This is a genomic window from Micromonospora sp. NPDC050495 (assembly GCF_040655175.1).
In the GTDB taxonomy this organism is placed as follows: Bacteria; Actinomycetota; Actinomycetes; order Mycobacteriales; family Micromonosporaceae; genus Micromonospora.
In genome coordinates this window covers 1-13,604 of record NZ_JBFAJK010000015.1, presented here as the reverse complement: position 1 = coordinate 13,604, position 13,604 = coordinate 1, and the positions used below count along the sequence as shown (strand labels likewise).

The 13,604-nt window shown below is 76.5% G+C and carries 12 protein-coding genes; 7 read left to right on the top strand and 5 right to left on the bottom strand.

Features of this window, described 5'->3' with window-relative positions; translation table 11 throughout:
- Positions 1 to 224 precede the first annotated feature (224 nt).
- From lanKC to AB0I11_RS16990, 5 genes are all read left to right on the top strand, one after another.
- Positions 225 to 2,858 (top strand): class III lanthionine synthetase LanKC, encoded by a 2,634-nt coding sequence (gene lanKC, locus AB0I11_RS17010; protein WP_357320523.1) that lies wholly within the window; start codon positions 225 to 227, stop codon positions 2,856 to 2,858.
- 72 nt (positions 2,859 to 2,930) lie between these two features.
- Positions 2,931 to 3,050: a SapB/AmfS family lanthipeptide gene (locus AB0I11_RS17005; protein WP_357320521.1), complete on the top strand. Its 120-nt coding sequence runs from the start codon at positions 2,931 to 2,933 to the stop codon at positions 3,048 to 3,050.
- A gap of 71 nt (positions 3,051 to 3,121) precedes the next feature.
- Entirely contained in the window at positions 3,122 to 3,241 is a 120-nt protein-coding gene (locus AB0I11_RS17000; RefSeq protein WP_046569449.1) for a SapB/AmfS family lanthipeptide, read from the top strand.
- Between the two features lie 65 nt (positions 3,242 to 3,306).
- Positions 3,307 to 4,974: an ABC transporter ATP-binding protein gene (locus AB0I11_RS16995; RefSeq protein WP_357320518.1), complete on the top strand. Its 1,668-nt coding sequence runs from the start codon at positions 3,307 to 3,309 to the stop codon at positions 4,972 to 4,974.
- The gene (locus AB0I11_RS16990) at positions 4,971 to 6,755 is read left to right on the top strand and encodes an ABC transporter ATP-binding protein (protein ID WP_357320515.1); all 1,785 of its coding nucleotides are present in this window, start codon (positions 4,971 to 4,973) and stop codon (positions 6,753 to 6,755) included. Before AB0I11_RS16995 ends, AB0I11_RS16990 begins: the two co-directional genes overlap by 4 nt.
- On the opposite strand, the gene AB0I11_RS16985 is transcribed toward AB0I11_RS16990, so the two are convergent.
- From AB0I11_RS16985 to AB0I11_RS16965, 5 genes are all read right to left on the bottom strand, one after another.
- Positions 6,685 to 7,293 carry a response regulator transcription factor gene (locus AB0I11_RS16985; RefSeq protein WP_357320512.1) on the bottom strand — a complete coding sequence of 203 codons (609 nt, stop codon included), beginning with the start codon at positions 7,291 to 7,293 and terminating at the stop codon, positions 6,685 to 6,687. The genes AB0I11_RS16990 and AB0I11_RS16985 overlap by 71 nt on opposite strands.
- A 115-nt stretch (positions 7,294 to 7,408) precedes the next feature.
- The gene (locus AB0I11_RS16980; RefSeq protein ID WP_357320509.1) at positions 7,409 to 8,062 is read right to left on the bottom strand and encodes a response regulator transcription factor; all 654 of its coding nucleotides are present in this window, start codon (positions 8,060 to 8,062) and stop codon (positions 7,409 to 7,411) included.
- Positions 8,063 to 8,209: 147 nt separating this feature from the next.
- Positions 8,210 to 9,316 carry a hypothetical protein gene (locus AB0I11_RS16975; RefSeq protein ID WP_357320506.1) on the bottom strand — a complete coding sequence of 369 codons (1,107 nt, stop codon included), beginning with the start codon at positions 9,314 to 9,316 and terminating at the stop codon, positions 8,210 to 8,212.
- A 54-nt stretch (positions 9,317 to 9,370) separates the two neighbouring features.
- The gene (locus AB0I11_RS16970; protein WP_357320503.1) at positions 9,371 to 10,138 is read right to left on the bottom strand and encodes a nucleotidyltransferase domain-containing protein; all 768 of its coding nucleotides are present in this window, start codon (positions 10,136 to 10,138) and stop codon (positions 9,371 to 9,373) included.
- Between the two features lie 43 nt (positions 10,139 to 10,181).
- Positions 10,182 to 11,117, bottom strand: coding sequence for a diacylglycerol kinase family protein (locus tag AB0I11_RS16965; RefSeq protein WP_357320499.1), 936 nt, complete (start codon positions 11,115 to 11,117; stop codon positions 10,182 to 10,184).
- A 147-nt stretch (positions 11,118 to 11,264) separates the two neighbouring features.
- Here AB0I11_RS16965 and AB0I11_RS16960 point away from each other — a divergent pair, with 147 nt between their 5' ends.
- Both AB0I11_RS16960 and AB0I11_RS16955 read left to right on the top strand, forming a co-directional pair.
- Positions 11,265 to 12,641, top strand: coding sequence for a hypothetical protein (locus AB0I11_RS16960; RefSeq protein ID WP_357320495.1), 1,377 nt, complete (start codon positions 11,265 to 11,267; stop codon positions 12,639 to 12,641).
- Positions 12,642 to 12,795: 154 nt separating this feature from the next.
- Entirely contained in the window at positions 12,796 to 13,467 is a 672-nt protein-coding gene (locus tag AB0I11_RS16955) for a hypothetical protein (protein WP_357320492.1), read from the top strand.
- Positions 13,468 to 13,604 lie beyond the last annotated feature (137 nt).

The window sequence follows — 13,604 nt, the reverse complement described above, 5'->3', positions numbered from 1 at the left end:
GCCGGCCCGCGAGACCCGCACCAGCCCCGTGCCGGTGCGGGTCTTCGCGTGTCCAGGAGGGACTCCGACGCACTGCTGACGCAGCATTCGCGATTTTAAACTCCGCCATTGTCACGAATTCGGGGTGTGAATATCACGCGCCGGTCATGACCGATCACACTTTGCTCCGTCCTCCGCCGTCCGCAGGATTGACCTCACCCGATCAGCCGGTGGAGGCAGACGACATGGACGAACGGTACGACTCGTACTGCGCGGTCGACCCGCTGTTCTACGACTCGCTCGCCAGCTCCGCCGCCGAGGCACCCGGCTACCTGACGGACCGCCGGTCGGCGCCCGGTTGGGAGCACGAGATCAAGGATGACTGGCTGATCCACGCGCCGGTCGGCGGCTCCCTTCCGCCCCAGGGGTGGAAGATCCACGTGTCGGCCCGGTTGGACAACGCGGAGCGGGTGCTGGCCCGGGTGATGGACTACTGCCGGCCCCGCGGCATCCCGTTCAAGCACCTGCGCGGGCCGCGGATGCTGCTCATGCGCAACAGCAAGTACGCCCGCCGGGCGGCCAGCGGCAAGTTCATCACCGTCTACCCCCGTGACGACGCGGAGCTGGAGCTGACCGCCAAGGAGCTCGCCGCGCTGCTCGACGGGGAGACCGGGCCGTACATCCTGAGCGACCTCCGCTACGGCGACGGCCCGGTGTACCTGCGCTACGGCGGTTTCGCCGCCCGGTACTGCCTCTCCCCCGAGGGCCAGGTCGTGCCGGCGATCGAGGACGCCACCGGCACCCTGGTGCCCGACCGACGCGACCCGGTCTTCCACCTGCCCGACTGGGTCACCCTCCCGGACTTCCTCGCCCCGCACCTGGCCGCCCGGAACGCCGCCACCACCACCGACCTGCCCTATCGGATCGACAAGGTCATCCACTTCTCCAACGGCGGCGGTCTCTACGAGGCCCGGGACACCCGCACCGGGGACCGGGTGGTGCTGAAGGAGGCCCGCCCGCACGCCGGGCTGGACGCCACCGGCGCGGACGCGGTCACCCGGCTGCGCCGGGAGGCCGAGACGCTGCGCCGGCTCGCCGACGTGCCGCACCTGGTGCGGGTGCACGACGAGTTCAGCTTCGGCGGGCACGAGTTCCTGGCGCTGACCTTCGTCGCGGGCCGCCCGCTGAACCAACTCGTGGTGGAGCGTTACCCGCTGGTCCACCTCGACGCCGACCCGGACGCGTACACCCGGTGGGCCCTCGAGGTGCACCGGCAGGTCGCCGAGGCGGTGGAGGCCATCCATGCCCACGGCGTGGTCTACGGCGACCTGCACATGTTCAACATCATGGTCGGCGACGACGGGGACGTCACGCTGATCGACTTCGAGGTGGCGACCCCCGCCGCGGCGGCCACCCGGCCGGCGCTGCGCAACCAGGCATTCGCCGCGCCCCGCGACCGGACCGGCTTCGAGGTGGACCGGTACGCCCTGGCGTGCCTGCGGCTGGCCCTCTTCCTGCCGCTGACCGCGATGCTGCGGCTGGCGCCGGAGAAGGCGGCCCACCTGGCCGAGGTGGTGGCGGAGCACTTCCCGGTGCCCCGGGACCTGCTCGACGAGGCGGTGGCCGTGATCCTCGGCCGGACCGCGACCGAGGTCAGGACCGAGACCGCGACCCGGGCCGAGACCGAAACCCGGGCGGAGACGGAAGCCGGGGCCGTTGGCCGCTACCCGGACCGGCCACGGATCGACCCGGACGACTGGCCGGCGCTGCGGGACCGGCTGGCCACCGCGATCACCGCGAGCGCCACCCCGCACCGCGACGACCGCCTCTTCCCCGGCGACATCCGGCAGTTCGCCGGGGCCGACGGCGGGCTCAACCTGGCCCACGGCGCGGCCGGGGTGCTCTGGGCGCTGCACGCCGGCGGCGCCGGCACCGACCCCCGGCACGAGCAATGGTTGCTCGACCGGGTACGGGAACCGGCGTCCGGCAGCCGGCTCGGCTTCTACGACGGGCTGCACGGCGTCGCGTACGTGCTGGACCTGCTCGGGCACCGCACCGAGGCGGTGCGGCTGCTGGACCGCTGCCTCGACGAGCCGTGGACCGAACTCGGCGACGACCTGATGAGCGGCCTGTCCGGTGTCGCGCTCAACCTGGCCCACTTCGCCGGCCGCACCGGCGACAGGCGGTACGCCGACGCGGCGCGCCGGGCGGTCGGCCTGGTCGTCGACCGGCTCGGCGACGTCGAGTCGGTGGCCGAGGTCAGCGGCGGCCAGTACCCGTACGCGGGGCTGCTCCGGGGTGGTGCGGGCGTGGCGCTGATGCTGCTGCGGATGTACGAGCTCGACCAGGACCGGAGCCTGCTCGAGCACGCGGAGACCGCGCTGCGGCAGGACCTGCGCCGGTGCGTCCGGCGCGACGCCGGCCACCTGGAGGTCAACGAGGGCTGGCGGACCATGCCCTACCTCGGCGAGGGCAGCGTGGGCATCGGCCTGGTCCTCGACCAGTACCTGCGCCACCGCGACGACGAGGGCCTGCGCACCGCGGCCGAGGCGATCCGCCGCTGCGCCGACTTCCCGTTCTACGCCCAGTCCGGACTCTTCGCGGGCCGCGCCGGCATGGTGACCTACCTGGCCGCACGCGGTGAGGTCGAGGCGGCGCGCCGGCAGGCTCGGCTGCTGAGCTGGCACGCGCTGCCGTTCCGGGGGGCGACCGCCTTCCCCGGCGACCAGTTGCTGCGGCTCTCCATGGACCTGGCCACCGGCACCGCCGGCGTGCTGCACGCCCTCGCGACCACCCAGCCGGCGGGCACCGGCCTGCCGTTCCTGTCGCCCCTGCCCGGCGCCACGCCGGTCGGGCCCACCCCACCGGCCGGCGGCTGACCGGCCCACCCAGCTCCCCGGGGGTCACTCCGGGGCAATCCGACCCGACGCGTACGGAAGGAGGTGAACGACATGGCCCTGCTCGACCTCCAGGGGATGGAGCTGCCGGCCGCCGAGCGCCACGGCGGGGGCAGCCAGGCGAGCCTGCTGCTCTGCGGCGACAGCTCGCTGAGCATCACCACCTGCAACTGACCCGGTGGCCACCGTGATGGCCACGCCACCAGATCCGACCAGCAGTCGACACGAGAGAAAAGGGGAACATCATGGCACTGCTCGACCTCCAGGGCATGGAACTGCCGGCCATCGAGCGCAACGGCGGGGGCAGCCAGGCCAGCCTGCTGCTCTGCGGCGACAGCTCGCTGAGCATCACCACCTGCAACTGACCTCGGTTCGCCTGGCCCCGGGCCGGCTCACGCCGGTCCGGGGCCGCGCCCTGCGTGGAGGTGCGATGACCCCGGCCGACCGGCTCCTCTGGCGGGCCGTCGGGTCCGCCGGCTGGTGGACCCCGGTGCTGGCGCTGGCCACCGTGACCGTGGCGGCGGCCGAACTGGCGCTGCCCGCGGCGCTGGGCCGGGCGGTCGATGCCGCTGTCGGCGCCACCGCCGGGGAGTCCGCCACCCGCTGGCTGGCCGCCGTGGGTGGACTGGTCGTCCTGCTGGTCTGCGCCGGTGCGGTGCGGGACTACGGCACCGGCGCGGCGAGCGCCCGGTCCGTCGCCGACCTACGCCACACGCTGACCCGCCACATCCTCGCCCTCGATCCCCGGGCCGCGGCCCGCCACCCGGTGGGCGACCTGGTCGGTCGACTGGTCGGCCAGGTGGCCGACGCCGGGCAGGCGGCCCCGACCATCGTCCTGGCGGGCACCGTGCTGCTGCCCCCGGTGGGCAGCCTGGTGGCCCTCACCATGATCGATCCCTGGCTCGGCGCGACCTTCGTGGTCGGGTTGGTGCTGCTCGGCGTGCTGCTGCGCGGGTTCGTCGCCGACGCGTCCGCGGCGGTCGCCGGTTACCAGCGGGCCCAGGGGCACCTTGCCGGGCTGCTGGTCGAGGCGCTCGCCGGCGCCCGGACCATCGCCGCCGCCGGCACCGCCGGGCGGGAGGTCGACCGGGTCCTGACCCCGGTCGCCGAGCTGCGGCGCCACGGCACCCGCACGTGGACCGTGTTGGCCGGGGCGGCGACCCGGGGCGCGGTGCTCAGCCCGATGCTGCAACTGGCGGTCGCCGCGGTCGGCGGCCTCTCCCTGGCCGCCGGGCGGCTGACGCCGGGAGACCTGCTGGCCGCGCTCCAGTACGCCGCGCTCGGCGCGGGCCTGGGCACCGTGGTGAGCGCCCTCAACAAGGCCGTCCGGGTGCGCGCCGGTTGCCGCCGCGCCGCCGAGGTGCTCACCGAACCAGCCCGCCGCTACGGCGAGCGCACCCTGCCGCCCGGTCCCGGCTGCCTGGAGCTGCGCGGGGTGAGCGTGCTGGCCGACGACGGCCGGACGCTGCTCGACGGGGTGGACCTGCGGGTGCCCGGCGGCGCCCTGCTCGCCGTGGTCGGCCCGTCCGGCGCCGGCAAGTCGCTGCTCGCCGCCGTCGCCGGCCGGCTGCGTGACCCGGACGCCGGGCAGGTACTCCTCGACGGCGTCCCACTGCCCGAGCTGTCCGCGGCAGCGCTGCACGCGGCGGTCGGCTACGGGTTCGAACGGCCGGTGCTGGTCGGCGAGACGGTGGGAGCGGCGGTGGGCGGCGGGGCCGACCCCGTGCCGCTGGCCCGGGCCGCGGCCATCGACGACTTCGTCGAGCGGCTGCCCGACCGGTACGGCACGCCGTTGACCGAGGTCGCCATGTCGGGCGGGGAGCGCCAGCGACTCGGCCTGGCCCGTGCGCTGCGGGCCGAGCGGCTGCTCGTCCTCGACGACGCGACGTCCAGCCTGGACACCGTGACCGAGTACCGGGTGAGCCGGGCGCTGACCGACCGGTCGGACGGGCGTACCCGGGTGGTGGTGAGCCACCGGATCGGCACGGCGGCCCGGGCCGACGTGGTGGCCTGGGTGGCCGGCGGGCGGATCCGCGCGGTCGGACCGCACGCCGTGCTCTGGGACGACCCCGGCTACCGGGCGGTGTTCCGGTCGTGACCACGGTCGGTGCGCTGCTGCGGGCCACGCTGTGGGAGCGGCGGGCGGGGCTGGCGCGGCTGGCCGCCTGGTCCGCGGCCGAGGCGCTGCCGGCGGCGTTGACCGGACTGCTGACCGCGCGGGCCGTGGACGCCGGCTTCCTGGCCGGTCGCCCGGCGGTCGGGCTGCTGTGGCTGGGCCTGCTCGGCGCCGCCGTGCTCGTCGGCGCGGTCGGCACCAACCGGGCGTACGCCTGCCTCGGCGACGTGGTCGAGCCGTTCCGCGACGACCTGCTGCGCCGGGTGGTGGCCGGCGCGCTGGCCGGCGCGGCCGACGGCCGGGTCGACGACGCCGCGGTGGGCCGGCTGACCCACCAGGTGGAGATCGTCCGGGACACCTGGGCCGGGCTGCTCACGGTGGTCCGCGGCTTCCTCTTCGCCGCCTGCGCCGCGATCATCGGGCTGTGCTCCCTCGCCGCCCCGGTCGCCCTGCTCGTCGCCGTGCCGGTCGTGGCCGGTCTCGGCCTGTTCGCGCTGGCCGTGCCGGCGATGATCGCCCGCCAGCGGGAGTACGTGCACACCGACGAACGCCTCACCCGGGCCGCGGTCACCGCGATCGCCGGCCACCGCGACGTCGCGGCCGGCGGCACCGGCGACCAGGTGACCCGGTGGCTGGGCCGACAGGTCGACGCCCAGGCCCGGGTGGAGCGGCGACTGGCCACGATGGCCGTCACCCGTGGGTTGAGCCTGGCCGTCGGCGGCTGGCTGCCGGTGCCGGTGGTGCTGCTGGCGACGCCGTGGCTGGTCCGGCAGGGCCTCGGGCCGGGCGCCGTGCTGGGCGCCCTGGTCTACGTCGTCCGCGGCGTGCAGCCGGCCCTGCACACCCTCGTCCAGGGGGTGGCCGCCGGCGGGCTGCGGTTCACCATCACGCTGGACCGGCTGCTGGGCAGCTGCGTACCGACGTCCGAGCCGACCGGCCCGGCCCGGGCGGGGCGGGCCGGGCGACCCGACCCGCCCGCGCTGTGCCTGCGGGGTGTGACGTTCCGGTACGGGCCGCACGCCGACCCGGTGCTCGACGGTTTCGACCTCGACGTGCCCGACGGCGACCACCTGGTGGTGGTGGGCGCCAGCGGGATCGGCAAATCGACCCTGGCCGCGTTGATCGCCGGGGTGCTGCGCCCGCAGTCCGGCACGGTCGAGGTGGCCGGACTGCCGGTGGCCGGCGCGGCGGCCGCCGAGCTGGCCCGGCGCCGGGTCCTGATCCCGCAGGAGGCCTACGTCTTCACCGGCAGCCTCCGGGACAACCTGCGCTACCTGCGGCCCGACCTGGCGGACCCAGAGATCGTCCGGGCGGCGGCCCGGCTGGGTCTGTCCGACCTGGTGGACCGGCTCGGCGGGCTGGCGGCGACGCTGCGCCCGGCCGGTCTGTCCGCCGGGGAGCGTCAGCAGTTGGCCCTGCTGCGCGCCTGGCTCTCGCCGGCTGCCCTGGTGATCCTCGACGAGGCCACCTGTCACCTCGACCCGGCCACCGAGGCGCGGCTGGAGACCGCGTTCGCCGAGCGTGCCGGCACGCTCGTGGTGATCGCGCACCGGGTCAGCTCCGCGCTGCGCGCCCGCCGGGTGCTGCTGCTCGACGGCCACCGCGCGCTGCTCGACAGCCATCCGGGGCTGCTGGCCCGTTCGGCGGCGTACCGCGAGCTCGTGGGCTACTGGGAGGGCGGGACGGAGCCGGTCAGATCCAGCCCGACTCGCGAGCGATCCGCACCGCTTCCAACCGGGTCCGCGCGCCGCACTTCGCCATGATCCGGGACAGGTGGTTGCGCACCGTGCCCGGCGAGACCGCCAGCTTCTCGGCGATCTCGCGGACGGGATGCCCCTCGGCCGCCACGTCGAGCACGTCCCGCTCGCGATGGGTCAGCGGGCTGTCGGCGACCTCCAGCGCCGCGACCACCAGCTCCGGGTCGAGCACCATCTGCCCGTCGGCGAGCTGCCGTACCCCCTCGGCGATCCGCTGTGGCGGCACGTCGCGGCTGAGGAAGCCGACCCGGCGTCCGTGCTCGGCGAGGACCGGGCGGACCCGGCCGGCGCGGCGCTGTTCGACCAGGATCAGCAGCCGGCCGCCGCCGGCGGGTCGGGCGGCGGTGATCCGGGCGAGCTGGTGCAGGGGCACGAGGTCGGCGTCGACGACCGCGACGTCCGGGCGGTCATCCCGCAGCGCGTCACGCAACGCGTGAACGGTGGCTGCCTCACCGATGATGTCGATGTCGCCCTCGGCGGCCAGCAGCTGGGCGAGGGCCCCCCGGACCAGTCGACCCTTGAGCGCGAGCAGCGTTCGTATCATGGCGACTCCCGGACACGACCCCCCCCGATTCTGACCAGACGTCGGCGTCTGATGACGGACCGTCACGAACCTAATCGAAGATGACCGCTGCGCGACACCCCTGTCCCGCGTGTCGTCAGATCCAGCACGCCTCGCGGGCCCGCTCGACGGCCTCCCAGCGGTTCCGCGCGCCGGTCTTGCGCAACAGGCTGGACACGTGGTTGCGCACGGTTCCCGGCGCGAGGTGGAGCAGCTTGGCGATCTCTCCGGTCGGCAGGCCTTTCGCCGCCGCCGCGGCCACCTCACGCTCCCGTTCGCTCAGCGGGTTCACCGCCGCGTCGAGGGCGGCCAGTGCCGTCAGCGGATCGATCATCCGCTGCCCGCCGGCGATCGTCCGCAACAGCTCGACCAGCTCCTCCGGGGGGACGTCCGTGGCGAGCACCCCGCGCACCCGCGCGCCGAGAGCCCGGCGCAGCGCTCGGGCGGTCCGGCGGGCGGTCAGCACGACGACGGCGCAACCCTCGACATCCGGTCCGGTGACCACGGCCGGGTCGTCCACCGCGTCGAGGTCCACCAGCAGCAGCGCCGGACGGCAGGCGGCCAGCAGCTCCGGCACGTTCCCACCCGGCTCGGTCTGGCCGACCACCTCGAAGTCCGGCGCGGCGGCCAGCACCGCCACCACGGCGGTGCGCAGCAGGCCCGGTTCCGCGACCACCGCGACGCGCACCGCCGCCGGCTGCGCACAACCCGTCCCGGGCACGGACCACATCTGATCGCGTACCTCTTCCACGCCCACACCTTGCCCCGCGACACGAGCCGCTAGTCGACCTGCTCGGGAACCTCCCGCAGTGCGGACACCAGCGCGGCGGGACCGCCATGGACAGGCACCCCACCCGCTCCTCGGAGCCCGCCGCCGCGGGCCGGCGACGGTGGCCGGTCAGCTCTGGCGCAGCGCCGGCATCGGCACCGGGACGGCCAGGGCGGTCGCTCCGGCGCCCGCGCCCTTCTCGCAGGTGTTCGGCGGCACCGTGCCGATGCCCCGGGTGGCGGGGCGTTCGGCGGCCCAGAACATGAAGCCGAGCAGGCCGGCACTGGTGCCCGCGCCGTTCGGCGCGACGCTCTGCACGTACGGGGCGGCGGCCTTCTGCACCGAGGTGGCGTAGTCGACGCACTCCGGCAGCGGCTTGCCACCGTAGGCGAGATAGATGCCGCCGGTGAACTTGGCGGGCGCCAGCGGCGGCACCGGCGGGCTGTACTGCGCCTTGCCGTCGATGTGCTCCTGCCAGTTCGCCTGGGCCGTGCTGGCCGAGGCGGGCCGGGCCGACACCATGGCGTTGGCGTAGTCCAGGACCGGGCTGCCGGTGCGCAACCAGTCGGCGGTGGCCTTGCGGTTGAGGGCGATCAGCCAGCGGTCGCCGGCGGCCACGTCGATGGTGAGCCGGGCCTGCGGTCGGGCGCCGGTGGCGTCGTACGGGTGGACCGCCCGGTAGGCGTCGATGAAGGCCTGCAGGCCGGCCAGGTTCGGGTCGGTGTTCTGCTCGTAGTCGATCTCGATGCCGACGCCGAGCCGGGTGGCCGCGGCGGCGGCGCGCTGGCCGAGCAGGGTGGCGTTCTCGGCGAGGGCGGCGTCCCAGTCGTCGGTGTAGGTGATGCCGCCGATGGAGAGCATCACCCGCACGCCGCGCGCGGTGAAGTACTGCACGATCTCGGGGGTCATCCCGCGCGGCACGCCGTCGAGGGTGGCCGCGTCGGTGGTCTGGTGCAGCAGGTCGAGCGGGTTGACGAAGCTCAGCACCACCAGGTTGACCGAGGGCCGGCCGTCGCCCCGGTCGACGAGCCAGTGGTTCTGGCTGTCGAACTCCGCGACCGTGCGCGGCGTGCTCCAGGTGCAGAAGTCGTTGCCGCAGTGCCAGGCGCCGTAGACCTGGATCGGGGTGGCGGCCAGCGGGGTCGGGGCCGGGCCGGGCGGTGGCGCGGCGGCGGCCGGGGCGGTGGTGGCGAGGGTGAGCAGGAGTGCGGCGGCCAGGGGTAGGGAGCGACGCATGATGACCTCCCGATCAATCAGTACGCCTTGTTTACAGTCTGATGCCAATCGGCGTCAATGCATCCCGGCGACCTCCGCACGGACCCAGCGCTGGAAGGCGCGGGCCTCCCGGCCGGTCGGCGGCGGGCCGCCATGCCGGGCCGCGATGGCCCGGCCCACCAGGTCGGCGTGCCAGCCCTGCCCGAGCACCCAGCGGCCGGCGTCCACCTTCGACAGCCAGGTCCCGGACCGGACCCGGGCCAGCGACCGGCAGGCGCCCAGCACCGCGTCCTCGCTGCCCGGGGCCGGCCCGTCCGGGGCGGGCAGGGTCAGCCACCAGTCCAGCGCGGTGCAGATCAGCCGGCGCAGCGCGGCCGGCTCGGGATCGGCGAACACCTCGGCGGCGGGCGGGCCGAGCAGGGCCAGGCCGGACTGGCGCAGGATGCTGCGGTCGAGGGCGTACCAGAACCGCCCGTCGGCCACCGGCCGGTCGGCCGGGTCGTAGGTGGCCCGGAACGGCATGGTGGCGCCCGTGTTCAGCTCGACCTCGAAGCCGGGCTCGGCGGTGCCGCTGGCCGCCACGTCCCGCCGGTAGCCGACCAGCTCCAGGCCGCGCGCCGGGCAGGGCAGCGCCTCGTGCCGCAACCGGTCGACCAGGGCACGCTTCGCCGCCGGGTCCACCGGGCCGGCGACCACCAGCGCCACGTCCACGTCGCTGCGCCCCGGCTGGTACGCGCCGAGCCCCACCGAGCCGGCCGCGTACGCCCCGACCAGGTTGTCGCCGAGCACCGTCCGGGCCCGGTCGACCAGTTCGGTCAGGTAGTCGCGCAGCCGCTCGTGCATGCCGGCCATCCTGCCGTCCGGCCGCCGGGCACCCCGCCGCGGGTCAGCCGGCCGGTTCGGGGCAGCAGACGGTGAGCGCGGCCGGCACCGCCTTCACCTTGAGCCGCCGGGCCGTCGTGCGCGCCCCGCCGTCCAGCTCGTACGTCTTGGGTTCGGCGAATCGGACGGTCACCTTGCGGCCGCGGGTGATCCGGACGAACGGCGACTCGTCGGACCGGCCGGCGGCCATCCGGCTCAGCGTGCGGGCCCAGTCGACGGCGTCGCTGGCGGTGGAGACCCCGATCTCGAGGGCCCCGTCGTCGGGGCGGGCGTCGTCGAACGCCGGGATGCCGCCGGTGATCGTGCCGACGTTGCCGAAGAGCACGCAGCTCGCGTCACCGTCGAACCAGTCGGCGCCGTCGACCCGGATCCGGGTCCGGACGCACTCGCCCCGGACGTGGCGCAGCCCGGTCCAGACGTACGCGACCCGGCCGAGCCGGCCCTTGAGCTTGCGGTCGGCCTCCCGGATCAGGTCCCCGTCGAAGCCGGCGCCGGCCATCACCGCGAAGTGCTCCCCGTTGAGCCGGCCCAGGTCCAGCCGGCGCCGCCGGCCGTGCAACGCGATCCGGACCGCCTCAGGCAGGTCGGCCGGGATGCCGAGGTTGGTGGCGAAGAGGTTGGCGGTGCCGGCGGGCAGGATGCCCATCGGCACGTCCGATCCGGCCAGCGTGTCGGCGCAGCGCTGCACCATCCCGTCGCCGCCCCAGACCAGGATCAGCTCGGCGCCCCGGTCGAGCGCCTTGCGCACCTTCTTCGGGGCCTTGCGGCTCTTCGGCACCTCGTACCACAGGAGGGTGCCGACCCCGGCGGCGACCAGGGTCGCGCGCAACTCGTCGAGGCCGCCGCCGAACGTCTTCTTCCGGTGCGCGACGACCGCGACGACGCCGGCCGGGCGGGCGGGGGCGGCGCCGGCCGGCCGGGCAACGGTGGGTGTGCTCATGCTCCGGCTGGTACCCCGTCGCCGGATCGGCCACGCCTGCCCCGTCGGCGACACGGCCGAATCCGATCAGCGCCGCTCTGTGATCGGAGCGCTGCTTTCGGTAGAGTACGGGCGCCGGCGCTGGCCGGCTGCCGGAGGGGTGCCGGGATGACTCGACGGGGCAGGGCGCTGACGCGGTGCACGCTGCGCCTGGGGCTCCTGCTCGGCGGTGTCGTCGCCGCCTGGGCCGGTCACGAGATCGCCACCTCGACGCCCGCGCACGCCGCCGACCGGCCGCCTCCGAGCCCGGTCGTGGCGACCGTCCACCTGGTCCGGAGCGTGCTCGGCCCGGTCCTGGGCGGGGCGCCCGACAGCGGCGCGACCCGGCCCGACACCGGCGCCGCGACGCCGCAGGACCGCTCCGCGCCGCCCCCCGCGGAGCCGGCCAGTGGCGGAGCACCGCCGGCGGCGACCGACCCGACCAGCCGTTCCGGCACGGCCCCATCGGCTGACCCGCCACGCCAGGACGCCACCGGACCGGATGGCAGGACCGCGCCGGACGGTGGCCGGACCGCTACCACGCACCCCCGCCCGGCGCGGCCCCGCTCGACCCCCGCCCGGGCCGGGACACCGTCCGGCGAGCCCACCGACCGAACCGCGACACCGCCTGGCGCGGCCACCGACCGGGCCCTCACCCCGGCCGGCGCGGCCATCAACCGGACCGGGCCGCCGCCCGGCGGAGCCACCAGCCGGGCCGCGACACCGCCCGTCGCGGCTGCGGACCAGGCCGGCGCGGCCACGGGCCAGGGCGGCGCGGCCACGGGCCAGGCCGGGGCGGCCACGGGCCAGGCCGGGGCGGACGCCGGGCGGCGGGCGGCGGGCAGCCCGCCTGGCGGGTTGCTGGCGCCGGTGGCCCGCCTGCTGGAGCCCGTGCTCGGGCCGGTCCACGGCCACCTGCTCACCCCGGTGGCCGGCGTGCTGGCCCCGGTGACCCGGGCGCTCGCCCCGGTGCTGGCCCCGGTCGGCCGGGTGCTGGCCCCGATCACGCATGGGCTGGCCGAGGTGCTCACGCCGGCCCCGACCGACCCTGCCCCGGCCGACCCTGCCCCGGCCGATCCCGCCGCCCCCGACCCGGGCACCGACCCACCGCCCGCCGCGCCGCCCGTGGCCGCGCCGGCCGACGCACCGGCCGCTCCGAGCCCGGAAGGTCGGCCCGACCCCGCCCTCCGAACCGGCGACCACGCCCCGGGTGGCCCACTCGCCGACGCCCAGCCGGCCGGCACGCCGACCCGGGCGGCGCCGGCCGCGGCGCGGGCGTCGGCCCCGCCGCACCCGCACCGACCGGCGCCGACCGGGCACGCCCCGGCCGGCGCCGCCACGACCGGCCCCGGCGGCACCGGCTCCGCCGGCCCGGCCCACGGCGATCCGGCCGACGCCGCCGGCACCGGCTGGGCGCCGCCCGCCCCGGACGTCCGCCGTCACCTGCCGGGCGCCGGCGCGGCCCTCTCCTCCCGCTCGCCCCGACCGGGCACCCGTCCCGCCTGACCGGCACACGCCGGGCCGTCCGCTCCGCGCGGACCGCGCCGGCCGCTGCGCGTACCCGTCAGCCTGACGGCCCCTGGTGGCCCGCCGGCCCGGACGCCTCCCGTCCCGCCGGCACCCGCGACGTACCCGATCACCGAGTGACCAGGAGTCACCCATGAACGTCAACCTGCCCGTGGTCCGGGCCCGGTGGTGCGACACCGGCCGGATCGTCGACCTCGTCAGCGAGGCCCTCGCCCCAACCGCTCTCGCCGCCTGGCTGGTTCCCGACGAGCCGCGCCGGCCGCAGGTGCTCGCCGCCGTGACCCGGATCTGGGTGGAGCACGCGCTGCTCTTCGGCGACGTGTTCCTGCTCCAGGACGGCTCGGCGGCGACCGTGTGGTTCCACCGCTACCGGCCGCTGCCACCACCGCACCGGTACGCCGCCCGGCTAGCCGAGGCCTGCGGCGCGCAGCACGACCGGTTCCGCCGCCTGGACCGGTCGCTGGCCGACCGGCGGCCGACCGAGGCGCACAACCACCTGGCGCTGCTGGCCGTGCCCGGGCCGCACGCCGGCCATCGCGCGCTCGCCCTGGTCACCGGCGCGCAGCGGTGGATGGACACGCTGAACCTGCCGAGCTACGTCGAGGCGCTCACAGAAGCCGACCGGGACCTGTACCGGCGGCTCGGTTACACCGACCGGGACGCGTTCCCGGTGCCCGGGGACACCACCCTGCACGCCATGTGGCGGCCGGCCCCGGTGTCGGCCGGCGGCAACGCCCGCTGGCCGGCGCGGCGGCGCACCGCCCGGACCCGCAACGGCCGGGCCACCGGGTGGGCGCTGCGCTGAGCGATGCCCGGCGCCGGGGGGGGGGCCGCCCGCCCCCGCCGCCCCGGCCCGGGCGCCCCCCGCCCGGGGGGGGGGCGGGCCCCACGACCCCCCCCCCCGGCGCCGGACAACGGCCCGCCCCCCCGCGGGGCGGTGGG